At 68.9% G+C, this 24,328-nt stretch carries 24 protein-coding genes; 15 read left to right on the forward strand and 9 right to left on the reverse strand.

Going from position 1 to position 24,328, the window contains the following annotated elements; genetic code table 11:
• The first annotated feature begins 88 nt into the window (after positions 1 to 88).
• A complete protein-coding gene (locus JKG67_RS13625; protein WP_203337877.1) occupies positions 89 to 610 on the forward strand; it encodes a SigE family RNA polymerase sigma factor in 522 nt (173 codons plus the stop codon).
• Positions 591 to 1,778: a hypothetical protein gene (locus tag JKG67_RS13630; protein ID WP_203337878.1), complete on the forward strand. Its 1,188-nt coding sequence runs from the start codon at positions 591 to 593 to the stop codon at positions 1,776 to 1,778. Before JKG67_RS13625 ends, JKG67_RS13630 begins: the two co-directional genes overlap by 20 nt.
• A 23-nt stretch (positions 1,779 to 1,801) precedes the next feature.
• On the opposite strand, the gene JKG67_RS13635 is transcribed toward JKG67_RS13630, so the two are convergent.
• The 3 genes from JKG67_RS13635 to JKG67_RS13645 are packed head-to-tail and all read right to left on the reverse strand — an operon-like array spanning position 1,802 to position 4,382.
• Positions 1,802 to 2,647 carry a COX15/CtaA family protein gene (locus JKG67_RS13635; protein ID WP_203337879.1) on the reverse strand — a complete coding sequence of 282 codons (846 nt, stop codon included), beginning with the start codon at positions 2,645 to 2,647 and terminating at the stop codon, positions 1,802 to 1,804.
• A gap of 2 nt (positions 2,648 to 2,649) precedes the next feature.
• On the reverse strand, positions 2,650 to 3,414 hold the full coding sequence (locus tag JKG67_RS13640) for an ABC transporter permease (protein ID WP_203337880.1): 765 nt from the start codon (positions 3,412 to 3,414) through the stop codon (positions 2,650 to 2,652).
• Positions 3,411 to 4,382, reverse strand: coding sequence for an ABC transporter ATP-binding protein (locus tag JKG67_RS13645; protein WP_307816566.1), 972 nt, complete (start codon positions 4,380 to 4,382; stop codon positions 3,411 to 3,413). Before JKG67_RS13645 ends, JKG67_RS13640 begins: the two co-directional genes overlap by 4 nt.
• 113 nt (positions 4,383 to 4,495) lie before the next feature.
• Between JKG67_RS13645 and JKG67_RS13650 the strand changes: the two genes are divergently transcribed.
• The 8 genes from JKG67_RS13650 to JKG67_RS13685 are packed head-to-tail and all read left to right on the forward strand — an operon-like array spanning position 4,496 to position 11,108.
• A complete protein-coding gene (locus JKG67_RS13650) occupies positions 4,496 to 5,197 on the forward strand; it encodes a helix-turn-helix transcriptional regulator (RefSeq protein WP_203337984.1) in 702 nt (233 codons plus the stop codon).
• Complete coding sequence (gene sufB, locus JKG67_RS13655; protein WP_203337881.1) at positions 5,194 to 6,639, forward strand: Fe-S cluster assembly protein SufB; 1,446 nt, start codon at positions 5,194 to 5,196, stop codon at positions 6,637 to 6,639. Before JKG67_RS13650 ends, sufB begins: the two co-directional genes overlap by 4 nt.
• Complete coding sequence (sufD, locus tag JKG67_RS13660) at positions 6,584 to 7,897, forward strand: Fe-S cluster assembly protein SufD (protein ID WP_203337882.1); 1,314 nt, start codon at positions 6,584 to 6,586, stop codon at positions 7,895 to 7,897. Before sufB ends, sufD begins: the two co-directional genes overlap by 56 nt.
• Positions 7,897 to 8,232, forward strand: coding sequence for a non-heme iron oxygenase ferredoxin subunit (locus JKG67_RS13665; protein WP_203337883.1), 336 nt, complete (start codon positions 7,897 to 7,899; stop codon positions 8,230 to 8,232). Before sufD ends, JKG67_RS13665 begins: the two co-directional genes overlap by 1 nt.
• Positions 8,229 to 8,990 (forward strand): Fe-S cluster assembly ATPase SufC, encoded by a 762-nt coding sequence (sufC, locus tag JKG67_RS13670; protein ID WP_203337884.1) that lies wholly within the window; start codon positions 8,229 to 8,231, stop codon positions 8,988 to 8,990. The genes JKG67_RS13665 and sufC overlap by 4 nt, the downstream gene beginning before the upstream one ends.
• 2 nt (positions 8,991 to 8,992) lie before the next feature.
• A complete protein-coding gene (locus tag JKG67_RS13675; RefSeq protein ID WP_203337885.1) occupies positions 8,993 to 10,243 on the forward strand; it encodes a cysteine desulfurase in 1,251 nt (416 codons plus the stop codon).
• Positions 10,244 to 10,245: 2 nt separating this feature from the next.
• Entirely contained in the window at positions 10,246 to 10,734 is a 489-nt protein-coding gene (gene sufU, locus JKG67_RS13680) for a Fe-S cluster assembly sulfur transfer protein SufU (protein WP_203337886.1), read from the forward strand.
• A complete protein-coding gene (locus JKG67_RS13685; protein ID WP_203337887.1) occupies positions 10,731 to 11,108 on the forward strand; it encodes a metal-sulfur cluster assembly factor in 378 nt (125 codons plus the stop codon). The genes sufU and JKG67_RS13685 overlap by 4 nt, the downstream gene beginning before the upstream one ends.
• Positions 11,109 to 11,127: 19 nt before the next feature.
• Here the strand turns inward: JKG67_RS13685 and JKG67_RS13690 are convergent, their stop codons facing one another.
• Entirely contained in the window at positions 11,128 to 11,871 is a 744-nt protein-coding gene (locus JKG67_RS13690; protein WP_203337888.1) for a PIG-L deacetylase family protein, read from the reverse strand.
• Between the two features lie 39 nt (positions 11,872 to 11,910).
• Between JKG67_RS13690 and JKG67_RS13695 the strand changes: the two genes are divergently transcribed.
• Positions 11,911 to 12,528 carry an acVLRF1 family peptidyl-tRNA hydrolase gene (locus tag JKG67_RS13695; RefSeq protein ID WP_203337889.1) on the forward strand — a complete coding sequence of 206 codons (618 nt, stop codon included), beginning with the start codon at positions 11,911 to 11,913 and terminating at the stop codon, positions 12,526 to 12,528.
• A 62-nt stretch (positions 12,529 to 12,590) separates the two neighbouring features.
• On the opposite strand, the gene JKG67_RS13700 is transcribed toward JKG67_RS13695, so the two are convergent.
• Positions 12,591 to 14,078: an HNH endonuclease signature motif containing protein gene (locus JKG67_RS13700; protein WP_203337890.1), complete on the reverse strand. Its 1,488-nt coding sequence runs from the start codon at positions 14,076 to 14,078 to the stop codon at positions 12,591 to 12,593.
• Positions 14,079 to 14,578: 500 nt separating this feature from the next.
• On the opposite strand from JKG67_RS13700, the gene JKG67_RS13705 reads away from it, so the two are divergent.
• Positions 14,579 to 15,484 carry a phosphotransferase gene (locus tag JKG67_RS13705; protein ID WP_203337891.1) on the forward strand — a complete coding sequence of 302 codons (906 nt, stop codon included), beginning with the start codon at positions 14,579 to 14,581 and terminating at the stop codon, positions 15,482 to 15,484.
• A 34-nt stretch (positions 15,485 to 15,518) separates the two neighbouring features.
• Positions 15,519 to 16,535: an asparaginase gene (locus JKG67_RS13710; protein ID WP_372442097.1), complete on the forward strand. Its 1,017-nt coding sequence runs from the start codon at positions 15,519 to 15,521 to the stop codon at positions 16,533 to 16,535.
• Here JKG67_RS13710 and JKG67_RS13715 read toward each other — a convergent pair.
• The 4 genes from JKG67_RS13715 to JKG67_RS13730 all read right to left on the reverse strand — a co-directional run bounded on the left by JKG67_RS13715 (position 16,458) and on the right by JKG67_RS13730 (position 21,907).
• Positions 16,458 to 18,581, reverse strand: a complete 2,124-nt coding sequence (locus JKG67_RS13715; RefSeq protein ID WP_238998450.1) for an alpha-galactosidase — start codon at positions 18,579 to 18,581, stop codon at positions 16,458 to 16,460. The genes JKG67_RS13710 and JKG67_RS13715 overlap by 78 nt on opposite strands.
• On the reverse strand, positions 18,578 to 19,489 hold the full coding sequence (locus tag JKG67_RS13720; RefSeq protein WP_238998451.1) for a carbohydrate ABC transporter permease: 912 nt from the start codon (positions 19,487 to 19,489) through the stop codon (positions 18,578 to 18,580). The genes JKG67_RS13715 and JKG67_RS13720 overlap by 4 nt, the downstream gene beginning before the upstream one ends.
• Positions 19,486 to 20,466 carry a carbohydrate ABC transporter permease gene (locus tag JKG67_RS13725; protein WP_307816568.1) on the reverse strand — a complete coding sequence of 327 codons (981 nt, stop codon included), beginning with the start codon at positions 20,464 to 20,466 and terminating at the stop codon, positions 19,486 to 19,488. The genes JKG67_RS13720 and JKG67_RS13725 overlap by 4 nt, the downstream gene beginning before the upstream one ends.
• A 145-nt stretch (positions 20,467 to 20,611) precedes the next feature.
• On the reverse strand, positions 20,612 to 21,907 hold the full coding sequence (locus JKG67_RS13730; RefSeq protein WP_203337894.1) for an ABC transporter substrate-binding protein: 1,296 nt from the start codon (positions 21,905 to 21,907) through the stop codon (positions 20,612 to 20,614).
• A 202-nt stretch (positions 21,908 to 22,109) separates the two neighbouring features.
• Between JKG67_RS13730 and JKG67_RS13735 the strand changes: the two genes are divergently transcribed.
• Together JKG67_RS13735 and JKG67_RS13740 are read left to right on the forward strand one after the other, a co-directional pair.
• The gene (locus JKG67_RS13735) at positions 22,110 to 23,147 is read left to right on the forward strand and encodes a LacI family DNA-binding transcriptional regulator (protein ID WP_203337895.1); all 1,038 of its coding nucleotides are present in this window, start codon (positions 22,110 to 22,112) and stop codon (positions 23,145 to 23,147) included.
• Between the two features lie 84 nt (positions 23,148 to 23,231).
• Positions 23,232 to 24,314 (forward strand): ABC transporter ATP-binding protein, encoded by a 1,083-nt coding sequence (locus tag JKG67_RS13740; protein WP_203337896.1) that lies wholly within the window; start codon positions 23,232 to 23,234, stop codon positions 24,312 to 24,314.
• Positions 24,315 to 24,328: the final 14 nt, after the last annotated feature.

Raw genomic sequence — 24,328 nt, forward strand, 5'->3', positions numbered from 1 at the left:
CACCTCGGGCAACCGAACGGTCGGGCTGCGCGTCCTCTGGTGTGAGTGCTGCAATGGGGGATAGGCCCAGGCCGTGAGGAGGCGCCGGGTGGACACGCGCGAACCGGAGGCGTTCGAGGCGTTCGTGCGCGCGCGCTACCGTGCGCTGCTCGGCTTCGGGCGTGCGCTCACCGCGAGCCCCGAGGACGCTGCCGATCTGGTCCACGATGCGTTGGCGAGCACGTTGCTCGCCTGGGACCGAGTGGAGTCGAAGGGCGACCCCGAAGGGTTCGTGCGGCGGGCCATGGTGAACCGGAACATCAGCACCTGGCGCCGGCGCGCCCACGAGAAGGCGCGGCTGGCATCGGTCGATCCCGCGGACGGACACCCGGAGCCTGAGGTCGAACGGGCGATGGTGCTCCTGGCAGCAGTACGACGCCTCCCGGCTCGCCAGCGGACGGTGATCGCGCTGCGGTTCTACCAGGACCTGCCGGTCGCCGAGGTGGCGTCGTACATGGGGTGCTCGGAAGGAACGGTCAAGAGCCAGACGGCGAAGGCGATGGTGAATCTCCGCGCGGCACTCACCGACAACGACACCGAGGAGGTGGACCGTGGACGGCTTCCAGGATGAACTCGCCCGGGCGATGCGTCAGGGTGGCAAGGTCGGCGGCTCGGTCGAGGACGCCTTGACCGACGTACGACGACGCGCAGCCGTGCGTCGACGCAACCGCACCGTCGGCGCGCTCGCTGCGGTCGCGGCCTCCGTCGCGGTGCTGGTCGGAGTCTCCGTGACACTGCTCGGTGGCGGCGCGCAGCACGAACCGATCGGTCCTGTGACCGAGGTGCCGGACTCTGTCGAGCTGGTGCCGTGGAGCAGCCGCACCGACTTCGAGCCGTGGGCACCGCTGCCGGAGGAGGCGACGCCACCCTTCCTGACCGAGGAACCGGTTCGATGGGACTTCCTCTCCGCGACGGTGGCTCTCCCCGAATCCGCTCGCGCCGGCGAAACATTGAAGTACGTCGTCACGCTCACCAACCGTGGGGAGACCACGGTCGACCTGCGTCCGTGTGGTGGCTACACGCAGCGGCTGACCGGCGTGGACATCAACAACCAGACCGTCTGGGAAGGGGTGCAGGAGCGCTACCGGCTCAACTGCGACGCACAGCCGACCCTGCGACCCGGTGAGCAGCGCGCCTACGCCATGGAGCTCGAGGTCCCGGGCGACGCTCCGTCGCAGCGATCCGGCCTGCTGGAGTGGCAACTCCTCGACACGGCGGCAGATTGGCGGGGGGCCGACCACCTGGAGATCCTCGGGGTCGGTGGGCCAGCCACTCCCGAGGCTCCGGACACCCAACTGGCCGAGGTGATCGCCGCCAACCTGGCCGAGTTCGCGGAAGCGCCCTCGAGCCCGGCGGCGACGCGGCTGTTCGCGGACACGGTGGCGATCGGCCTCGGTCGCGAGCTGATCCGGACCCTGGCCATCGATGAGGTCGCCGACCGGTCGGCCTGGGTGATCGAGGACGACGAGTTCCGGGCCCGGTCCGGTTCGTTCAGCGCGCTCGACGTACTCCGGGACGCCCTCCAGCGAGGCTGGAGCCTGGAGACCTCCGTCGGCTCCCACCCCCATTGCGTGGGTCCGCCGGTCGCCCCGCCCCCGGGATACGCGGACCATCTGCGGGTGTCCCTGCAGCCGGTCGACGAGGACATCGACTCATGCCTGCAATGGTTCACGGTTGACCTCTTCGTCAACGATCAGGCACAGATCGAGGCTGTGACACTCGATCTCTTCGAACCCTGAGCAGTGCCAGCCCCAGCGCCCCCTCACTCGTGGGCGAAGGTGCTCAGCACCACCCAGGCGAGGGCCGCCGACGTCAGCGCGGCACCGAACATGTGCAGGCCGACCAGGAGTTCCGGGAGGCCGGTGAAGTACTGCCAGTAGCCGATCGCCCCCTGGGCGAAGATCAACACCAGCAGCGCCGCCGTGGCCCGGACCGCCACCGACAGCCGGTGCCGACGGGACAGGGCCAGCATCCCCAGCGTCACCGCCAGCAGCAGGTAGACGCTGAGTGCGTGCACCTGCGAGGTCAGCTGGGTGTCCAGACCGCTGCGGGGTGCGTCGGCGTCGCCGGCGTGCGGCCCGGCGCCGGTGACCACGGTGCCCAGGTAGAGCACCAGCCAGCCGGCGCCGAAGACCAGCCAGGCCAATCGACGTACCCGCTCCGGCGCCGCCGGCCGGTCCGGCCCGCGCAACTCGTCCAGGAGCATCACGCAGACGCCGATGATCGCCATCGACACCAGGAAGTGGAACGCGACGACCCACGGGTTGAGATTGGTGAGCACGGTCAGGCCGCCGAGCAGCGCCTGCGCCGGGATGCCGAGCCCGATCACCAGAGCCAACCTGGTGGCCCGTCGTCGCCCGGCCCGCCAGACGGCCAGGAAGGTCAGCAGGGCGACCGCGGCCAGCACGAAGGTGAGCAGCCGGTTGCCGAACTCGATCACCCCGTGGATGCCCATCTCGGCGACCGGCACGTAGGAGTCCTCCGTGCATCGCGGCCAGGTCGGGCAGCCCAGCCCGGAGGCGGTCAGGCGGACTGCGCCGCCGGTGACGACGATGCCGATGTTGGCGGCCAGGTTGGCCCAGGCCAACGGGACGAGGGCACGGTTCATCGCTACTCCCACTTGAAGAATCGAGACGCCAACAGGGTGCCCAGCACCGCCCAACCGGCGAGCACGGCCCAGGCCACCAGGTCCGGGCGGCCGTCGATCAGGGCGGCGCGGAAGGCGTCCCCGAGGGCGGCCGAGGGGAGCACCTGGAGGACCCCGGCGGCGGCGCCGTAGCTGTCCCGGGGCAACACCACGGCCCCGCCGGCCATCAGCAGCAGATAGACCAGGTTGGCGATCGCCAGGGTGGCCTCGGCCCGCACCGCGCCGGCCAGGGCCAGACCGAGGGATCCGAAGGCGGCGGTGCCCAACAGGGCGGCCACGACGGCCAGCGCGACACCGGTGGCGCTGCCGGGTCGCCATCCGAGGCCGACGGCGACCGCGCCGACGACCAGGCACTGCGCCGCCTGCACGCAGAGCAGCGCCACCACCTTGCCGGCCAGCAGGCCGGTGCGGGGCAGGGGAGAGGAGCCGAGTCGCTTCAGCAGACCGTAGCGTCGCTCGAAGCCGGTGGCGATCGCCAGTGAGGCGAAGGCGGTGGACATGATCGCCAGGGCGAGTACGCCGGGCGCGAGCACGTCGACCGGATCGTGGTCGAAGGAGAGGTCCAGTCGGCGGGCTCCGAAGACTCCGGCCACCAGGGCGAGCACCGGGATCACCGCGGCGAGGAGCAACTGCTCACCGTTGCGCAGCAGCAGCCGGACCTCCATGGCGGACTGGGCGCGCACCTGTCGCAGGAATGGGGCAGAGCCGGGGGCCGGGGTGAAGGTCATCGGTCGGCCTCCTCGAACTCCCGGCCGGTCAACTGCAAGAAGACGTCCTCGAGGGTGCGCCGGCCCAGGGTCAGGGACTCGGGCAGGATGCCGTGCTGCTCACACCAGGCCGAGACCACCGACAACGTGGAGGCATCGGCCTGACCGCTGATCAGCAGGCTGCGGGCGTTGATGGGGGTCACCTCGACGCCGCTGCCGAGGTCGGTGGCGAGCAGTTGCGGGGCGTCGGGCGGGAAGGGTTCGGTGACCACCAGTCGGATCGTCGACTCACCGCCGGCGGTGAGTTCGTACGGCGTACCGCTGGCGATCACTCGGCCCCGGTCGAGCACGTGCACCTGGTCGGCGAGGCGTTCTGCCTCCTCCAGGTAGTGGGTGGTGAGCACGATGGTCACCCCGTCGGCCCGCATCTGGGAGAGGAGTTCCCAGGTGTTTCGGCGGGCAGCCGGGTCCATCCCTGCGGTCGGCTCGTCCACGAACAGCAGTTCCGGCCTGCCGACCACCGCCATCGCCAGTCCGAGACGCTGCTGCTGCCCGCCGGACAGCCGGCGGTAGGGGGTGCGTCCGCAGTCGCCGAGGCCGAGTCGCTCGACCAGCATCGGCACCGGCAGCGGGTGGGCGTGCAGGGCGGCGATGTGTTCGAGCATCTCCACCGCCCGGACCCCGGACCAGGCGCCGCCGTCCTGGAGCATCACGCCGATCCGGGGCAACAGTTGCTTGCGCTGGGTGACCGGATCCAGCCCGAGCACCCGAACCCGCCCGGACCGGGGGCGGCGGTATCCCTCGCAGGTCTCCAGGGTGGTGGTCTTGCCGGCTCCGTTGGGTCCGAGCACGGCGGTGATGGTGCCCCGCTCAACCCGCATGGACAATCCGTCGACGGCTACCTTGTCGCCGTACCGCATCACCAGGTCCTCCACCTCCACGGCGGCGGACTGGCCCGGATCGGGCGTGGAGGGGGGGTGGCTGGGCACCGGAGCAGTCTAGGAGGGCGTCCTGGCGCCCCCGACGCTGCCCGAGGGGCGAACGGTTAGGGTGGCCTTACTTGAAGCGGGGACACCATTAACGTCACACTTGTGTTGTGGAAATGGCGCGGAACGTCTCCGGAGTCGCCTCGGCCGCGGCCGAGGGCGATGCGCCGACCCGTGCCCGGGTGGCCCGGATGGTGCTCGAGCACGGCCCGTCCACGGCCGCCGAGATCGCTGCCGACCTGGCCTTGACCCCGGCCGCGGTGCGCCGACACCTGGACCACCTTCTGGCTGAGGGACTGGTCGTCGAGGACGATCGCCGGGTCCTCACCGAACGTCGTCGCGGCCGACCTGCCCGGGTCTTCAAGCTCACCGACGCCGGCCGAGACCAGTTCGAGCAGGCCTACGACGACCTGGCCACCGAGGCGCTGCGGTTCCTCCGTGAGACCGGCGGAGACGACGCGGTGCTGGCCTTCGCCCGACGCCGGGTCGCGTTCATCGAGCGCGACTACGCCACCGTGGCCAGCGCCAACCCGGGACTGACCTCGGCCGAGGCCCTGGCCCGGGTGCTGACCGACGGCGGGTACGCCGCCAGCGTCCGGACGCTGCCGATGGCCGAGCAGTTGTGTCAGCAGCACTGCCCGGTCGCCCACGTCGCCCACGAGTTCCCCGAGATCTGCGAGGCCGAGACCGAGGCCTTCGCGCAGGTGCTCGGCACCCATGTGCAACGACTTGCCACCATCGCCCACGGCGACGGTGTCTGCACCACCTGCATCCCTGACCACGCGCACAGCACCGACAAGGACGGAGCGTCAGCATGACGACCCCCACCACCGACCACGTGTCACCGAGCATCGAGGACCTGAACCCCGAGCTCAAGGGCATCGGCCGCTACGAGTTCGGCTGGGCCGACTCCGACGTTGCCGGAGCCACTGCGAAGCGTGGGCTCAGCGACGAGGTCGTGCGCGACATCTCGTCGAAGAAGTCCGAGCCGCAGTGGATGCTCGACCTCCGCCTGAAGGGCCTGAAGCTCTTCGACCGCAAGCCCATGCCCAACTGGGGCTCCGACCTCTCGGGCATCGACTTCGACAACATCAAGTACTTCGTCCGCTCCAGCGAGAAGCAGGCCCAGACCTGGGACGACCTCCCCGAGGACATCAAGAACACCTACGACAAGCTGGGCATCCCCGAGGCGGAGAAGCAGCGCCTGGTCTCCGGTGTCGCCGCGCAGTACGAGTCCGAGGTCGTCTACCACTCGATCCGCGAGGACCTCGAGGAGCAGGGCGTGCTCTTCCTCGACACCGACACGGCGCTCAAGGAGCAGCCGGAGCTCTTCCAGGAGTACTTCGGCACCGTGATCCCGGTCGGCGACAACAAGTTCGCCGCGCTCAACACCGCCGTCTGGTCCGGCGGCTCGTTCATCTACGTCCCCAAGGGCGTCCACGTGGACATCCCGCTGCAGGCCTACTTCCGGATCAACACCGAGAACATGGGCCAGTTCGAGCGCACCCTGATCATCGTCGACGAGGACGCCTACGTGCACTACGTCGAGGGCTGCACCGCGCCGATCTACTCCTCGGACTCGCTGCACTCCGCGGTCGTGGAGATCATCGTCAAGAAGGGCGGTCGGTGCCGCTACACGACCATCCAGAACTGGTCCAACAACGTCTACAACCTGGTCACCAAGCGGGCCGTCTGTGAGGCCGGCGCGACCATGGAGTGGGTCGACGGCAACATCGGCTCGAAGGTGACGATGAAGTACCCGGCCGTCTACCTGATGGGTGAGCACGCCAAGGGCGAGACCCTCTCCATCGCGTTCGCGGGCGAGGGCCAGCACCAGGACGCCGGCGCCAAGATGGTGCATGCCGCCCCGCACACCTCGAGCTCGATCCTGAGCAAGTCGGTGGCCCGCGGTGGCGGACGGACGTCGTACCGCGGCCTGATCCAGATCAACGAGGGCGCCCACGGCTCCAAGTCCAACGTGCTCTGCGACGCACTGCTGGTCGACCAGATCAGCCGCTCCGACACCTACCCGTACGTCGACATCCGAGAGGACGACGTGTCGATGGGCCACGAGGCGAGCGTCTCGAAGGTCTCCGACGACCAGTTGTTCTACCTGATGTCGCGCGGGATGGCCGAGGACGAGGCGATGGCGATGATCGTGCGCGGCTTCGTCGAGCCGATCGCCAAGGAACTGCCGATGGAGTATGCCCTCGAGCTCAACCGGCTCATCGAACTGCAGATGGAGGGCGCGGTCGGCTGAGGCCGGACCACTCGCCCCGACGCCCCGCCGCGGCAGGGAACGTCACGCTGACCTGCCGCGGACTGTGAAGGAAAGACTGATTGTGACTGTGACTGCTGAGAGTGTCTCCAACGCGCTCGAGCTCGACAAGGTGGAATCCCACCTGCACCCCGAGGGCTCGTTCGACCTGGCCGACCACGCCGTACCGACCGGACGTGAGGAGGTCTGGCGCTTCACCCCGCTGAAGCGCCTGCACGGCATCCACGCCGATGCGCCTCTGGATGGGGACGGGTTCACCGTCGACGTCGTCGCCGCCGACGGGGTGCGCGCGGAGACGGTCGGTGCCGACCACGAGCTCCGGGGCCGCTCCGGCCTGATCCCGCGGGATCGGGTCAGCGCTCGCGCCTGGGCCGCGGCCCGGAACGTCTTCCTGGTCGACGTACCGGCCGAACTCGAGACCGGTGCCACGAACGTCACCTTCACCGGCACCGGTGGCGAGTCCGCCGTCGCGGGCCACGTGGTGGTCCGGGTCGGCGCGCACGCGAAGGCGACCGTGGTGCTCACCTTCGTCGGCTCCGCGACGTTGGCCGAGAACGTCGAGATCATCCTCGGCGATGGCGCCCACCTCACCCTGGTCACCCTCCAGGACTGGGACGACGACGCGGTGCACCACGCCACCCACCACGCCCTGGTCGGCCGCGACGCGGACCTCAAGCATGTCGCCGTCTCCTTCGGTGGCGACGTGGTCCGCCACGACACCAGCACCGAGTACGCCGGCCCCGGCGGTTCGGTGAACATGCTCGGCCTCTACTTCGCCGACGCCGGTCAGCACATCGAGCACCGGCTGTTCGTCGACCACACCGCCCCGAAGACGAAGTCACACGTGGTCTACAAGGGCGCCCTGCAGGGCGACGGAGCGCACACCGTGTGGATCGGCAACGTGCTGATCCGCAAGGTCGCCGAGGGGATCGAGACCTACGAGGAGAACCGCAACCTGGTGCTCACCGACGGCGCCCGCGCCGACTCGGTGCCCAACCTGGAGATCGAGACCGGCGAGATCGCTGGTGCCGGGCACGCCTCGGCCACCGGCAGGTTCGACGACGAGCAGCTCTTCTACCTGCGCAGCCGGGGGATCAGCGAGGCCGAGGCCCGGCGCCTGGTCGTGCACGGCTTCTTCACCGACCTGATCCGGCAGATCGAACTGCCCGAACTGGAGGAGAAGCTCGCCGCGACCGTCGAGGCGGAGCTGGCCAAGAACGTGCTGAAGGGCCTCATCTGATGTCCTTCACCCGCGCCTGCGCCACCGACGACGTGCCGGTCGATGAGGGCTTGGCGGTCACCGTCGGCGAGTACGAGATCGTGGTCGCCCGCTGCGGCGACGACTTCTACGCGCTGCAGAACCTCTGCTCGCACGCCGCCGTGGAGCTCTCCGAGGGGGAGGTCTCCGGCTGTGCGATCGAATGCTGGCTGCACGGATCGACCTTCGACCTGCGCACCGGCAAGCCCACCACCTTTCCTGCGACCGAGCCGGTCGCGACCTTCGCCGTCGAGGTCCGCGATGCGGCCGTGTACGTCGACACCACCACCACCCTGAACGGAGTCACCCCCACATGAGCAAGCTGGAGATCATCGATCTGCACGTCTCGGTCGAGACCGAGGACGGCCCCAAGGAGATCCTCAAGGGCGTCACGCTGACCATCAACTCCGGCGAGACGCACGCCATCATGGGCCCGAACGGCTCCGGCAAGTCCACGCTGGCCTACTCGATCGCCGGCCACCCCCGGTACGCGGTCACCGGTGGCTCGGTGACCCTCGACGGCGAGGACGTGTTGGCGATGTCCGTCGACGAGCGTGCCCGCGCCGGCCTGTTCCTGGCGATGCAGTACCCGGTCGAGGTGCCCGGCGTGTCGGTCTCCAACTTCCTGCGCACCGCGAAGACCGCCATCGACGGTGAGGCGCCGAAGCTGCGCACCTGGGTCAAGGAGGTCAACGCGGCTCTGGAGGACCTCGACCTGGACACCACCTTCGCCCAGCGGTCGGTCAACGAGGGCTTCTCCGGTGGCGAGAAGAAGCGCCACGAGATCGCTCAGCTGGAGCTGCTCGCCCCCAAGATGGCGATCCTCGACGAGACCGACTCCGGGCTCGACATCGACGCCCTCAAGACGGTCTCCGACGGCGTCAACCGGTTCGCCGAGGGCGGCGAGAAGGGTGTCCTGCTGATCACCCACTACACCCGGATCCTGCGCTACATCAAGCCGGACTTCGTGCACGTCTTCGTGGACGGCAAGATCGCCGAGGAGGGTGGCCCGGAGCTGGCCGACCAGCTCGAGGCCGAGGGTTACGAGCGTTTCCTGAAGGCTGCGGCGGTCTGACCATGGAGGGCCTGCTCCCCGAACTCGAGGTGATCCGCAAGGACTTCCCGATCCTGCAGCGGACGCTCGCGGGCGGGCAGCCGCTGGTCTACCTCGACAGCGCGAACACCTCGCAGAAGCCGCAGGTGGTGATCGACACGATGGTCGACCACCTGGAGCGGCACAACGCCAACATCGCCCGGGCCATGCATCAGTTGGGTGCGGAGGCGACCGAGGCGTTCGAGGCTGCTCGCGGCAAGGTGGCCGCGTTCATCGGTGCCTCGGCCGAGCAGACCATCTTCACCAAGAACGCCTCCGAGGCGCTGAACCTGGCTGCCAACACCCTCGCCTGGGCGGGCCCGCATCAGGTCGGCCCCGGCGACGAGGTGCTGATCACCGAGATGGAGCACCACTCCAACATCGTGCCGTGGCAGCTGCTCTGCGAACGCACCGGCGCCACGCTGCGCTGGTTCGGCCTCACCGATGACGGGCTCCTGGATCTGTCCACCATCGACGAGCTGATCAACGAGCGCACCAAGGTGGTCTCGCTGACCTGGGTGTCGAACATGCTCGGCACCATCAACCCGGTCCGGATGATCGCCGACCGGGCCCACCAGGTCGGTGCGCTGGTGGTGGTGGACGCCTCGCAGGCAGTGCCGCAACTCCCGGTGGACGTGGAGGCCTGCGGGGCCGACCTGCTCGCCTTCACCGGCCACAAGGTGGTCGGTCCGACCGGCATCGGCGTGCTCTGGGGACGACGTGAGGTCCTCGAGGCGCTGCCTCCCTTCCTGGGCGGCGGCGAGATGATCGCCACGGTCACCATGGCGAAGTCCACCTATGCCCCGATCCCGCACAGGTTCGAGGCCGGGACCCCGCCGATCGCGGAGGCGATCGGACTCGGTGCCGCCGTGGACTATCTGGGCCACATCGGCATGGACCAGGTGCACCGCCACGAACAGACCATCACGGCGTACGCCCTGGAGGGGCTGGCCACCGTCCCGGGGCTGACCGTGCTCGGCCCGCGTGAGGCGACCGGCCGGGGCGGGGCGATCTCATTCGAGGTCGACGGGGTCCACCCTCATGACATCGCCCAGGTGCTGGACTCTCGCGGCATCGCGGTCCGCGCCGGTCACCATTGCGCCAAGCCGGCTCACGCCCGGTTCGGAGTGCAGAGCTCCACCCGGATGTCGTCGTACATCTACACCACTCCGGCCGAGATCGACGCCCTGGTCGACGGGCTGGAATACACCCGCTCGTACTTCAAGTTGGGATGACGATGAGCGCGACGACACCGGATCTGGACAGCCTGTACCAGGAGATCATCCTCGACCACTACAAGCACCCCCTCAATGCTGGCCTGCGGGAGCCGTTCGAGGCCGAGGTGCACCACGTCAACCCGACCTGTGGGGACGAGGTGACGCTGCGGGTGCACGTGACCGATGGGAAGGTCGTCGACATCTCCTACGACGCGGTCGGCTGCTCGATCTCGCAGGCGTCCACCTCGGTGATGACCGACCTGCTGATCGGTCGCAGCGTCGAAGAGGCGATGGGCATCCACGAAGTGTTCCTCACCCTGATGCAGGGCAAGGGCCAGGTGGAGCCCGACGAGGACGTGCTCGAGGACGGCATCGCGTTCGCTGGAGTGGCCAAGTTCCCGGCGCGCGTGAAGTGCGCCCTTTTGTCGTGGATGGCCTGGAAGGACGCGACCGCCTCGGCGGCCGCGACTTCGGCGGTCGAGCCCGTGGAGACCAAGGAGAAGCAATGACCGAGAACACCCCGACCCCCGACCACAGCGACCTGCCGGACGTGGATGTGGATGCGCCCGGCACGACCGTCACCGCTGCGGACGTCACCGAGGCGATGAAGGACGTCGTCGACCCCGAACTCGGCATCAACGTCGTCGACCTCGGTTTGGTGTACGACGTGCACCTCGATGCGTCGTCGAACCTGGTCCTGGACATGACCCTCACCTCGGCGGCCTGCCCGCTCACCGACGTGATCACCGATCAGACCAACTCCGCCCTGGAGGGTCTGGTCAACGATGTGGTCATCAACTGGGTGTGGATGCCGCCGTGGGGGCCGGACAAGATCACCGACGACGGTCGCGAGCAGTTGCGGGCGCTCGGCTTCAACGTCTGAGCGTGCTGGGGATCGGCGACTAACTGCCCGGCGGGGCCTGAAGGTCGTAGACCTTGAACAGCGTGGCTGCCTCGGCGCCGAGCGCCGGGCCGCCGGCCTCGGCCAGCCAGGGCACCAGTTCACTCGGTGGCGGGTGCCAGGGGAGTGCCGCCAGGTAGCCGGCGTGGGCTTCCAGGGACCGGACGCCCGCGGCGAGTGCGGTGGGGGAGAGCGCGACGCCATGTGTGGGTGAGTCGTGCCCCGCGACCAGCACCCAGCGCGGCGAGTGCGGTTGCAGGCCCTCATCGATCAGGTCGGTGAACACCCACCGGTTGCCGGCGTCGCGGACCGCGTCGATGGTGACCATCCCGGCGACCCGATGGTCAGCCTGGTTGAGCCCACCCATGAACTCCACCTCCCACGCGCCCACCACCACGGCGTCCGGACGGACTCGCCGGATGGTGCGCGCGATGTCGCGGCGCAGGGCCACGCCGTACTCCAGAACGCCGTCGGGATGGTCCAGGAACTCGACGTCGTCGACTCCGACCTCCCGTGCCGCCAGCACCTGCTCCTCGCTGCGCAACAGCGCCGTCTCGGCGGGTGCCATCGCGTCGATGCCCGCCTCCCCGCGGGTGAGCATCAGGTAATGCACCTTCGTGCCCGCGTCAGTCCAGGTGGCTACCGCGGCAGATGCGCCGTACTCCAGGTCGTCCGGATGCGCAGCCACGCAGAGCACCGTGTCGAACATGTCCGGGGGCAGGGTCGCGAGGGTGGGAGCCGCCATGACTCCAGCGTGGTCCACCCGGCACGCTACGGTCAAGGAGTGCCTCAGGTCCTGGTGCCGCTCGCACGGGTCGACCGCTGGGTGGCGAACTTCGAACGCCGCCACGGCGACACTGGGCTGACCGTTGCGGACGGTGCGCTGGTGGGCGGTGCCGAGGACGGCTCCACGTTCAGGATCCGGCTCCCGTTCGGGAGACCCTACGACGGGCCGGCGCAGGCGGACGCTTTGCTGGCCGAGGCCAGGGAGCCGGCGACCTGGGGTGTGCTGCTGGTGCGCAAGGGAGGCTTCGCGGTGGCGCGCGTCGCCGACGGTCGGGTGGTCGAGTCCAAGGTCGGGCGCCGACACGTGCAGGGCCGCAGCAAGGCCGGCGGGCAGTCCCAACAGCGTTTCGCGCGGCGCCGGGAGAACCAGGCCAGGGACGCCTTCGGCGCTGCGGCAGACCATGCGGCGCGGATTCTGGGCACCGGCGTCGAACTCCTGGTGACGGGTGGCGACAGGCAAGCAGTGGCCGCGGTGCTGCGCGACGCCCGGCTGCGCGACCTTCCCGACCCGCTCGAGGACTTCCACGCCGTGCCGGATCCCCGTCGCGACGTGCTCGATGCCGTGGTGGCCGATGCCCGGTCCGTGCGCATCGACGTCCTCGACACCACCCACTGACGACACCTCATTGAGACCACCCGGTGCGTGCCGGTGGCCCCGCAGCCGGTGGGGGTGCGGGGTCAGGGGCGGGGTGTATCTCGTGGTGGGTCGAGGGGACTGCTGCCGTCGGGTCCACGGTGATACGAGCGGCCTTGGGGGCTGGTCCACAGGTACTCGCCGGGGATCAGCATGGTGTAGGTCCACCCCAGGTGGGTCTTCGCCCGATGGTGGGTACGACATAAGGGCGCCAGGTTCGTGGAGTCGGTCCGGCCACCGCCGCCGTCGTCGCGCCAGGGTTCGATGTGGTCCAGATCGCTGGTCCTGGCCGGCCTGTGGCAGAAGGGGAACACACACGTGGGGTTGTTCCCGACCACCTGGTCCCGCAGCCTGCCTGCGGGCTGATAGCCCGTCGACATCAACGTCTCGTGAAGGTCGAGGACGGGTTGCACGGTGATCTGGGCTCCGGCGCACCATTCGGTGAGCTGCTCAAACGTCACCAACCGATCCCGCTGCCCCAACAGGGTCTCGACCCGGGCGATGCCGTCGCCGTACCCCTGGACCGCGTCCGCGGACAGATGCACATGCAACACCACCCGCCGGGACGCGGTGCTGCTCCGGGACCCGCCTGCTGTGGATCGGTGGTCGAGTGCCGCCGAGGAACGAGGCGGTGTATCGAGACACCGACCCTCCGCTCCATTGCCCGGCGGTGTCTCGAGACCACCCCCGTCGTTGTTCGTTGGTCGAGTGCCGCCGAACTTGTGAGGCGGTGTAGCGAGACCCCCGCCACTGTCCCCGTCACCGTCGTCGAGGTGGAGGTGGAGTTGGGTGCGGGCGAGTTCGCCGAGGGCTTTGGCGCGGCGTACGTTGAGTGATTCGGTGGATCCCAGTTCGCGGTACTGCGCGGCCAGGGTGGTCAGGGCTTCTTGGAGGTCGAGCGCGTCGGCGGCGTCGATGACCCCGTTTACGCGGGCGTGGCAGACCTGCCCATCGATCAGGTCATCGAGGTCGATGTCGACCCGGCGACCCTCGAGGCCGTCGAGGCGGCGCTGTTCGGCCTCCTCGGGGTCGAACCGGGTGAGTGCCTCGTTCAGGATCCGATCCAACGCGGTGGGACCGATGCGTCCTGCGGCGGGGGCGACCTGACCGTCGACCCACGCCGCGCCGGCCTGGGGGAGCTTCATGGTCTGGGAGGCGATCCGGCGTGCTGCCCAGCCGGGGACCTCACCAGCACGGACCCGGGTCCAGGTCTTCCGGAGTCGGTGGGCCAGTTCCAGACACTCACCCAGATACTTCTTTGCCGATTCGGTGGATCGGCCCAGGGCGGCGGCGTACTCGATGACCGCGGATTCTGACACCTGAGGGGCACCCTCACCGGCCAGGGCGCAGGACCGGTCCCCGAACCAGTGCCCGGCTGCGTCGGTGTCAGTGGTCGGGGTGTTGATCCCGCAGTACTTCACCGCCGCCACCATCGCGGCCGCCTCGACCAGAAGGGCCTCGGCCTGCTGGGTGCGCAGGAAGTCGAGCACCTCACCCGAGGTGTCGAGATCTTCGAGCTGCTCCGCCTTCATGAGAACAAGCCAACCAGGAGCCTCCGACATTTCCGGATGACCCCTCACAGCCTGATCGGCGGTCGAGTAGCGAGCGCCAGCGAGCGTATCGAGACCCCGGACGCCTAGGGGGTGGCCTCGATACACCGCCTCGTTCCTCGGCGGCACTCGACCACCGAACGGGGGGCGGCACTCGACCACCGAAACCGGGCGGCACTCGACCACCGAACGCAGGCGTGGGTCGGCGGTCGAGTAGTGAGCGCCAGCGAGCGTATCGAGACCCCGGACGACTAGGGGGTGGTCTCGATACACCGCCTCGTTCCTCGGCGGCACTCGACCACCGAACGGGGGGCGGCACTCGACCACCGAAACCGGGCGGCACTCGACCACCGGGCGGGGCGGCACTCGACCACCGAAACCGGGCGGCACTCGACCACCGAAACGGGGCGGCACTCGACCAAGGCGGGCGGGAGGGCGGAAATCCGGGGTCTGGGGGCGGGTGTCGGCTAGCGTCACCAGGTATGTGGCAGCCGGAGCCCGGGTGGGTCTCGCTGCCCGGCGGTCTCAGTGCTTCCACGCTGGGCGTGTGGCGGGCCAGCATCGAGGGCCGGGCGGTGGTGGTCAAGCGGCTCATCGCGCCGTCGGAGGCCGACCCGCCGGAGTACTCCGACCCGGAGCACTTCGCCTACTGGCGCCGGTCGGCGGACGTGGTCAGCTACGACGCGGTGACCGACACCCCCGGTCTGCGGGGGCCGACCTCGGAGGTCAGCGAGGACGCGGACGGGATCACCATCGTCGCCGACTGGGTGGAGGACGCCGCCAACCCGGGGCTCTTTGCGGCCAGGTCGATGGGCGCTTTCGCCGGTGCCGAGATCGGACACCTGCGCTGGCTCGCCCGGCGGCAACTCCGGGACCGTCTGGCGCGGGTGGCTCAGCGTGGTGGTTGGCCGACGCTGGCGCAGACCAGCGCGGCCCGGGTCACCGCCACCCTCTGGGACCGACGCGACGAGTTCCTCGACCTGATCGACCAGTTGCCCCAGGTGCCCCAGCACGGTGACCCGATCCCGGCCAACCTGCCCGGCCGGGACGGGGACACGCTGGTTGCCGTGGACTGGGGAAGCCTGGGGCTCGGCCCGGTCGGTGGCGACCTCGGCTACCACATGCTGATGGCCCGGGAGGAGTTCGAGCCACTGCTCGACGCCTACCTGCTCGGGCTCCCCGACGGGCTGGCCTCGCCGGACCAGGTCGGCCTCGGCGCCCGGGTCACCGGTGTCTACACGGTCCTCACCAGGGTGGAGTGGGCGCTGGCCAGGGCCGCTGAGGGGGAGGGCGAGCTTGCCCTCAAGTTCCGGCACCCGAGTGTGGCGCCGCACCTGCGCAGCCTGCAGCGGCAGGCCGCTCACGTCGAGGCCCTGCTGGGCTGGTGACGCGTCGGCGCGGGTGCGTGGAAGCATGGCGGATGTGTCCCATGAACTCGTTGCCGAAGTCGTCCGATCCGGGCTGGTGGAGAGTGTCCACCACGGGTCGGTGGTCGCCCTCGACCAGAGCGGAGCCGTCGTACTCGCCGTCGGCGCGGTGGACTTGGCGATGTTCCCTCGATCCGCCAACAAGCCCATGCAGGCAGCGGCGATGGTCGGCCTCGGCCTGGACCTGGAGACCGAACTGCTCGCACTGGTCGCGGCCAGCCACTCCGGCGAACCCTTCCATCGCGACGGCACCCGACGCATCCTTGCCACTGTGGGACTCGACGAGACCGCCCTCCAGAACACCCCGGGCTATCCACTCGACCCCGTGGAGGAGCGCCACTACTGTCGCGAGGGCCACGCAGCCGCCGCGGTCACGGCCGACTGCTCGGGCAAGCATGCGGGGATGCTGGCCACCTGCCGGATCAACGGATGGTCGACCACCGACTACCTCCGGCCCGACCATCCGCTGCAGCAGCAGATCGCCGCGACGTTGGAGCGGCTGGCCGGTGAGCCCATCACCCACACGGGCGTCGATGGCTGTGGTGCCCCGGTGGCCTCGCTCACCCTGACCGGCCTGGCCCGGGCCTTCCGGACGATGTCACTCGGTGAGCCCGACAGCCCGGAGCGGCGCGTGGCGATCGCCGTACAACAGCACCCGGAGTGGGCCAGCGGCACCCGTCGCGACGAACTCCTCCTGGTTCGCGGCGTGCCGGGACTGTTCGCGAAGGCGGGCGCCGAAGGCGTGTTCGCGGCGGGACTGGACGACGGCCGCTCGGTCGCGATCAAGATCGCCGACGGGCAGTCCCGCCCGCGGCCGGTGGTGATGGCGGCAGCGCTGCGGATGCTCGGCCTCGCCCACCCGGTCCTGGACGAACTGGGCTCGGCCCCCGTGCTCGGTGGCGGTCAGCCCGTCGGCGAGTTGCGTGCCGCGACCTCAGGCTGGGGTCACGTGCACCAGGGTGACCGTCTCGGGACGGCGCCTCGGGACCCAGAATCCCCGCTCGGCGAGTGATCGCCCCGTCACCACGGCCCCATCGGTCGGTCCGGCGCCGGGCAGCGGAGAGGCCATGCTCACCTGGGTGTGGTCGACCGGCCCCTCCCACGCCAGCCGGTACGACTGCTCCGGATCCAGACCCGGCACCCGCACGGAGACGCCCCGATTGTGGGCAGACTCGTCGAGCTGCACATGGGCCATCAGCGCTTCGTGGCGGTCGTCACTGACGACGCCGTGCAGCAGCACGGCCGGATCGCTGGACGCCGGGCGCACCACCCTGCCGGTGTGCAGCAGTGGCCGGAACCGCTGGTGCCGCGCCACCCACTCCCTGAGCCCCACCAGGTCGCTGGCGCTTGCCTCGGTCAGGTCCCATTCGATGCCGAACGCACCGAACATCGCCGTCGCCGCGCGGAAGTCCAGCCCGAAGGTGCGCCCGGTGATGTGTGAGGTGGGTGCCGAGACATGGGCGCCCAGGTACTCCGGCGCCACCAGCAGTGACGACCAACGCTGGATCTGCTGACGCGCCAGCGCGTCGGTCATGTCCGAGGTCCACACCCGCTGCACCCGTTCCAACACCCCGAAGTCGATCCGTCCCCCTCCGGAGGCGCAACTCTCCCAGGCCACCGTCGGATGCCGGCTCCGGATCTCATCCAGCAGCCGATAGAACGCCTGCGTCTGACGGTGCACCGTCGGCGCACCGCCGAGCAGGCCGCTGCCCGCCTCGAGCAGGTCGCGGTTGTGGTCCCACTTCACGTAGTCGACCGGCAGTTCGGTGAGTACGGCGTCCAGTCGGGCGAGCAGATGGTCGAAGACCTCGGGTCGGGAGAGGTCCAGAGCCCACTGGTGGCGGTGCAGCAGCGGCTGCCGGTCGTCGGCCGCGGCGAGGATCCAGTCGGGGTGCGCCCGGAACAGGTCGGAGTCGGGGTTGACCATCTCGGGCTCGAACCAGAGGCCGAACTCCATGCCCAGACCGCGCACGTGGTCAGCGAGGGGCCCGAGACCGTCGGGCCACACCTGCTCGTCCACCCACCAGTCACCCAGACCGGCCGTGTCGTCACGGCGGTGCCGGAACCAGCCATCGTCGAGCACGAAGCGCTCCACGCCGACCTCGGCCGCGCGGTCGGCGATCCGGCGCAACCGGTCGACGTCGTGGTTGAAGTAGATCGCCTCCCACACGTTGAGCACCACCGGCTGCTGCGTGGGGTGAGCGGCGAGGGCGCGCTGGTGCCCATGCCAGCAGGCGGCCAGTCCGTCGAGGCCGTCGTCCGCGGCCGCGAAGTACACCCACGGCGTGCGGTAGCTCTCGCCCTCGGCGAGCACCACTTCACCGGGGAGCAGCAACTCGCCGCCGCCCAGGGTGGTTCCCGACGCCGCGTCACGCTCCACGCGCAGCACCGAGTTGCCGCTCCAGCCGACGTGTACGCCGAGCACCCGGCCGTGCGTGAAGCCGAAGCCGGTGGTGCCGAGCACCGCCATCGTGGCGGCGTCGAGGCCGGGGCGCCCGGTGCGACCCTCGCGGAGCCACAGACCGTCGGTCACCTGGTGCCGCTGCGGACTTCGCTCCCGCTCGTGCCGCCCGGTGAAGTCGAGCACTTCGATCAGGTCGTCCTCCACCGGCAGCGCGACCTCCAGCCCGTCGACCAGATAGTGACCCGCCGCAGTGTTGGTGAGCGTGTACCGCACCCGCAGTGCGCCACCGGGCAGCGACTCGAACTCCGCCTCGAATGCCAGGCCCGCAGACTCATCGACACCGCTGATGCCCAGCCGGTCCGGGTCCGGGTCGATGCCGGTGGTGACGAAGTGGGTGCTCCAGGCACGACCGCTGGTGAGCCGATTCCCCTCCGTGGCGACGCGATGCCCGCGCAGGTGCGGACGGGTGAAGCGACCACGAGCGTGCTCGCCGAGCAGCGGCGTGCCCGGTCCGCGGGCCACGTCCGGGCGCCCGGTGGCCCCGCCACCGCTGCTGCCGCAGAACAGCACGGTGGGGAGCCCCGGACCCCGGATGTCCAGCTCGATACCGGTGCCGGGACTACCTCCTCCAGGGAAGAGCAGTGGAGATGTCAACCCTTGACGGCTCCCGCAGTGAGGCCCCGCACGAAGAACCGCTGCAGCAGCAGGAACACCATGATCGGCACGATCATCGAGAAGAAGCCCGCTGCCGTGACCAGTTCCTGGCCCTGGCCCTGCTGTCCCAGCATCTGCGAGATCGACACCGTCAGCGGGGCGCGTTCGCCCGGGCCGAGGAAGACCAGCGCGACCAGGAGGTCGTTCCACACCCACAGGAACTGGAAGATCGCGATCGAGGCGATCGCCGGGACCGACATCGGCAGCACCAGCCGCCAGAAGGTCTGGAACTGGCTGGCGCCGTCGATCTTCGCCGACTCGATCACGGTCCTGGGCAGCGACGACATGAAGTTGCGCAGCACGTAGATGGCCAACGACATCCCGAAGCCCACATGGAACAGCCAGACCGCCGGGAAGGTGCCGCCGATGCCGATGTCACGGTAGATCTTCAGCACCGGGACGAAGGCGACGAAGTTCGGGATGATCAGCATCGTCACCACCACGATGAACAGCACGTCACGTCCGGGGAACTCCATGAAGGTGAACGCGTACGCCGCGAACGCCGCGATCAGCAGCGGGATGAACGTGGCCGGTAGCGCGATGGCCAGGCTGTTGATGAAGGCGTCGCCCAGGTTCCGCCCCTGGATGGCGTTCACGTAGTTGTCGAAGGTGAGCCGGGTGATGCTGGCCGGATCGGTGAAGAGCCGCCACCAGCCGCCTTCGGCCTGGTCGTCGCGACTGCGGAACGAGGTGAGCAGCAAGCCGATCACCGGCACGACCCACAAGAACACCAGGATCGCGAGGGTGATCCGGGAGAACCAGCCAGTCTTGGCGTGCCTGTCCTCGCCGCCCTTCATCTTGGCCTCACGCTTGCCGACCCCAACGGGGGGATGCACGGGAGCACTCATCGGTTCGCCTCCTCACGCCGGAAGTTGCGGACTTGGTAGGCCATCACCGGGATGATCGCGATCATCAGCATGACCACGATCGCCGAGGCCGCGCCCTGGTTGTTGTTGGTGAAGAACTGGGCATAGAACTCATTGGCGACCACGTTCGTATTGAAATTGCCGTTGGTCATCACATAGACGATGTCGAAGATCTTCATCACCGCTATCAGCACCGTGACGAAGACCGTGACGATCGTCGACCAGATCTGCGGCACGATCACCTTGGTGAAGATCTGTGCCTCGTTGGCGCCGTCGATCCTGGCGGCCTCCAGGGTGTCCACGGGGACTCCCTTGACCGCCGCGGACAGCAGCACCATCGCGAAGCCCGCCTGGGCCCACAACAGCATCACCATCAGCAGCATGCTGTTGAACCGGAAGGCGCTCTCCTGGACCCAGGGGACGGGATCGCCGCCGAGGGCGACGACGATCGCGTTCTGGATGCCGACCTGGGGAGTGCCCAGTGGCCGGAAGTCGTAGACCAGCCCCCAGACGGTGCCTGCGCCGACGAGGCTGATCGCCATCGGCATGAAGATGATCGTCTTGACCGCGCGCTCGGCCTTCTCGCGGAGCCGGTCGGCCATCACCGCGACCGCCAACCCGACCATCACGGTCGCGGTCGGGACGATGATGATCCATAGGAGTGTGTTGAAGAGCGTGTCGCGGAACGCGGGACTCCCCAGCAGGTCGCGGTAGTTGTCGAGGCCGGTCCAGGACTCGGCCGGGAAGCCGACCCGGGTCTTGAAGCTGTAGATCACGGTCTGGATTGCCGGATAGACCAGGAACATGGTGATCGCCGCATAGGCGGGCAGGATGTAGAAGAACGGTTTGAGTCGTTCCTCCCACCGGCTTGGTAACGCCTCGGCCAGCTTGTTCAGGAGCCAGAAGAGCAGAACCGCCACTCCGATGCCGGCCAGGACTGTGATGAGGGCTGTCGTCACCTTCAGGAGCATGTTCGTCCTCCTACCGAGTCATCTCGGGATAGGTGGGTCGGATGATCGTGACGCGAGGGGGAGGGGGCCGGAGGCGCGCGGGACAGTGACGGTTCACGTCTGCGCGCCCCCGACCCTTCTCCATGTCAGCGGGTCAGTTGGCCGGCCAGCTGTTGTCGATGGTCGTCAAAGCATCGTCGAGCGACTTCCGCCCGGAGATCCAATCCGTCATCTCCGTCCAGAACGTCCCGGCACCGACCTGGGCCGGCATCGAGTCGGATCCGTCGAACAGGAACGCTGTCGCGTCGTAGGCCACCCCGGCGATGTTCCGCACGGTGTCGTTGGCGTACAGCGAGACGTCGAAGACGCGGTGCGGGGACAGGAACGACGAGTTCGTCGCCGCCGTGTTGCCGACGTCGGCCTGCGCCAGGATCCGCATCGCCTCCTGCGCGTCCGGGTTGTCGCTGAGCAGGACCGCCAGGTCGCCGCCACCCATCACCGGGTTCTCACCGCCGACCTCGGCCGGCGGGAAGCCGGTCACGCCGAGCTCCTCGTCGGCGTTCTCGAAGATTCGATCCGGCAGGAAGTCCGGAGCGACGAAGAACGAACCCTGCTTGAGCAGCCAGCACTGGGGACCTGCCTGGTTGAACATCGGCCGTGCTGCGTCACCGAACGGCGTGGCCGCGATCGCCCTGCGACCACCCTGGACGTTGCCCTCGGTGAACGCGACCTCCTCGAAGTACGCCGCAGCCTCACGCACCACGTCGGAGTCGAACGGGATCTCACCGGCGACCCACTGGTTGTACTCCTCGGGGCTGCCGACGCGCATGATCAGGTCCTCGAACCAGTCGGTGGCCACCCAGCCGGTGGCGGCACCGGACTCCATGGTCAGGCACCAGGGGGTCCCACCGTCGCCGCGGATCTGATCGGCCAGAGCGGTGAGCTCGTCGAGGGAGTTGGGGGTCTCGTAGCCGGCGTCCTCGAAGGCCTTCTTGGGGTAGAAGAGCAACGACTTGACGTTCATCGAGGTCAGCAGCCCGTAGAGCTGCCCGTCGACCATGCCGGCGTCGATGGCGCCCGGCACCATGCTGTCCTCGAGCGCACCGAGGTCGAGCACGTCATCAAGGGGGTACGCCGCACCGAGCTCGACGATCGAGGCGACCACACCTGGTTGCGGCACCAAGGCGATGTCCGGTGGGTTGCCCGCCTGGATCCGGGTCTTGACGAGTACGTCGATGGAGTCGACCCGCTCGACCTTGACATCGATGCCGGCCTCCTCGGCCTTGGCCATGATCTCCTCGGTCAGCCCGTCGACCACGGTCTCGTCAAGCGACATCCAGATCGTCACCTGGCCGCTGCTGGTTTCACCGCCGTTGCCGCCGCAGGCGGCAAGGCCCAGCGCTACGGCAATCGCCAGCGCCATCGTTCTGGTGCGACGTGGCATTCGCATCGTCGTCTCCTCCTCGAACCTTGGTCATGCACCCTGTGGTGTGATACACCTCACTTGCTGAAGGGAATCAGCAACCACGAAACACGTCAAGTAAAGATCTGATAACGCACTGGCACGGCGCCGAGAGGTGGCCGTGCGAACCGGTGACGTCTGCCATCTGGTGCACTGAGCGGCCCGGGTGCACGGACGAGAGGAGATCGTGGTGAAGTCGAAGTCGGTCCGGAGAGTGACTTTGGGGGACGTGGCGGCGCGCGCCGGCGTGTCCCCGACCACCGCGTCGTACATCCTCAACGGCCGGGCGGGCGAGATGCGCATCGCCGGCGAGACGGAACGGCGGGTGCGGGAGGCGGCCGAGGAGCTGCAGTATCGCCCCAATCGGCTGGCTCGCAACCTGCGTACGTCGACCACGAAGACCTACGGGGTGATCTCCGACTTCGTCGCCAGCGGCCACTTCGCCGGCGAGATGCTGTCGGGGGCTGCGACCGTAGCCCGCGCCAGTGGTCACCTGCTGGTGATCGGGGAGACCGAGGGCGACGTCGAGGTCGAGGCCCGACTCGTCGACGAGATGCTGGATCGGCACGTCGACGGCATCCTCTACGCGACGCTGGTGACCATGGAGATCTCGGTGCCGGAGGTGCTGCGCAAGCACCCGACCGTGCTGATGAACTGCGTGGACACCACGGGCCAGCTCCCCGCGGTGATCCCCGACGAGGTCGGCGGCGGGCGGGTGGCCGGAGAGCTGCTGCTCGAGTCCGGGCGGGCAGCCGGGGCGTACGTGGTGGGCGCCGATCCGACCCCGGGTGCGCTGGCCGGGGGTCGACGGCTGACCGGGGTGGAAGCGGCGCTGAACGAGGCAGGTCACGCGTTGGCCGGGATGATCCCCTGCGAGTGGAGCGTGCGCGAGGCGTTCGCCGCGATGGATGGCTGGCTCCGTGACGGCGGTCGCCCCGGTGCCCTGGTGTGCATGAACGACCGGATCGCCATGGGTGTGTCCCAGGCACTCGCCGAGCACGGCCTCCAGGTGCCCGGCGATGTGGCGATCGTGTCCTTCGATGGCTCCGAACTCGCCTCGTGGTTGCGCCCGACGCTGACCAGCGTGGCGGTCCCATATGCGGGCATCGGGGCACGGGCGGTCGAGTTGCTGCTGGCCGGCGCGGCTGGGCGTGAGGTCGAGGAGATGCCGATGGATGTGGTGGCCGGTGGCTCGCTGGGGGGTGGTGGATCTACGGGAAAGCGGTAGTGTGACGCTCGTCACTCTCTGGTGACGCTCACCTTTACTACGGATCGTCCGGCACGTACCTGCCGGTGAAGGAGCTGTTCAGTCATGGCCAAAGTCACGTTCAACAAGGCGCAACGGTGGTATCCCGGCGCCGATTCACCCGCAGTCCCGGGCATCGACCTGGAGATCGACGACGGGGAGTTCATGGTCCTCGTCGGCCCGTCCGGTTGCGGCAAGTCGACCACCCTGCGGATGCTGGCCGGCCTGGAGGAGTGCAACTCCGGCAGCATCCACATCGGCGACCGCGACGTCACCCACATGCCGCCCAAGGACCGGGACATCGCGATGGTGTTCCAGAGCTACGCGCTCTACCCGCACATGACCGTCGCCGACAACATGGCGTTCGCCCTGAAGATGGCCAAGGTGCCGGAAGCGGAGCGCCGGAAGAAGGTCGAGGAGGCCGCCAAGATCCTGGGGCTCACCGAGTATCTGGACCGCAAGCCCAAGGCGCTCTCCGGCGGTCAGCGACAGCGGGTCGCGATGGGACGTGCGATCGTGCGCGCGCCGCAGGTGTTCTGCATGGACGAGCCGCTGTCGAACCTGGACGCCAAGATGCGCGTGCAGACCCGCACCGACATCGCCAAACTGCAGCGGGATCTGGGTGTCACCACCGTCTACGTCACCCATGACCAGGTCGAGGCGATGACGATGGGCGATCGGGTCGCGGTGATGAAGGACGGGCTCCTGCAGCAGGTCGACAGCCCGCTGAACCTCTACGACAAGCCCGCGAACCTCTTCGTGGCCGGCTTCATCGGCTCCCCGCAGATGAACCTGATCGAGGCCAAGGCCGTGGACGGCCAGGCCAAGATCGGTGACTATCTGGTCCCCGTCGACCCGGCCGCCTCCCGCAAGATGGAGGGGAACATCACCGTCGGGGTCCGTCCGGAGAACTGGCGAGTGGTCGCCCAGAGCGAGGGCGGACTGCCCGTGGATGTCACGGTGATCGAGGAGCTGGGCGCCGACGCCTTCGTCTACGGCACCAGCGGCGTCGAGGGCACCCCGCACGACATCATCGTGCGGGTGGGTGGACGCGACACGATTCACAAGGGCGAGACCCTCTATGTGACCACCGACCCCGCGAACGTCCATGTGTTCGACACCGATACCGGAGAGCGCCTGTCGGAGTGACGGGGCCATCCCAG

This window comes from Nocardioides limicola (genome assembly GCF_016827675.1).
In the GTDB taxonomy this organism is placed as follows: domain Bacteria; phylum Actinomycetota; class Actinomycetes; order Propionibacteriales; family Nocardioidaceae; genus Nocardioides; species Nocardioides limicola.

Bases quoted from the DNA above. Each gene is read 5' to 3' on its own strand.
- sufU (WP_203337886.1), top strand. From the start codon at position 10,246: ATGAGCGCGACGACACCGGATCTGGACAGCCTGTACCAGGAGATCATC.
- JKG67_RS13690 (WP_203337888.1), bottom strand. From the start codon at position 11,871: ATGGCGGCTCCCACCCTCGCGACCCTGCCCCCGGACATGTTCGACACG.
- JKG67_RS13675 (WP_203337885.1), top strand. From the start codon at position 8,993: ATGGAGGGCCTGCTCCCCGAACTCGAGGTGATCCGCAAGGACTTCCCG.
- JKG67_RS13720 (WP_238998451.1), bottom strand. From the start codon at position 19,489: ATGAGTGCTCCCGTGCATCCCCCCGTTGGGGTCGGCAAGCGTGAGGCC.
- sufC (WP_203337884.1), top strand. From the start codon at position 8,229: ATGAGCAAGCTGGAGATCATCGATCTGCACGTCTCGGTCGAGACCGAG.
- JKG67_RS13685 (WP_203337887.1), top strand. From the start codon at position 10,731: ATGACCGAGAACACCCCGACCCCCGACCACAGCGACCTGCCGGACGTG.
- JKG67_RS13740 (WP_203337896.1), top strand. From the start codon at position 23,232: ATGGCCAAAGTCACGTTCAACAAGGCGCAACGGTGGTATCCCGGCGCC.
- JKG67_RS13700 (WP_203337890.1), bottom strand. From the start codon at position 14,078: ATGAAGGCGGAGCAGCTCGAAGATCTCGACACCTCGGGTGAGGTGCTC.
- sufD (WP_203337882.1), top strand. From the start codon at position 6,584: ATGCCCTCGAGCTCAACCGGCTCATCGAACTGCAGATGGAGGGCGCGG.
- JKG67_RS13730 (WP_203337894.1), bottom strand. From the start codon at position 21,907: ATGCGAATGCCACGTCGCACCAGAACGATGGCGCTGGCGATTGCCGTA.
- JKG67_RS13665 (WP_203337883.1), top strand. From the start codon at position 7,897: ATGTCCTTCACCCGCGCCTGCGCCACCGACGACGTGCCGGTCGATGAG.
- JKG67_RS13635 (WP_203337879.1), bottom strand. From the start codon at position 2,647: ATGAACCGTGCCCTCGTCCCGTTGGCCTGGGCCAACCTGGCCGCCAAC.
- JKG67_RS13640 (WP_203337880.1), bottom strand. From the start codon at position 3,414: ATGACCTTCACCCCGGCCCCCGGCTCTGCCCCATTCCTGCGACAGGTG.
- JKG67_RS13705 (WP_203337891.1), top strand. From the start codon at position 14,579: ATGTGGCAGCCGGAGCCCGGGTGGGTCTCGCTGCCCGGCGGTCTCAGT.
- JKG67_RS13650 (WP_203337984.1), top strand. From the start codon at position 4,496: ATGGCGCGGAACGTCTCCGGAGTCGCCTCGGCCGCGGCCGAGGGCGAT.
- sufB (WP_203337881.1), top strand. From the start codon at position 5,194: ATGACGACCCCCACCACCGACCACGTGTCACCGAGCATCGAGGACCTG.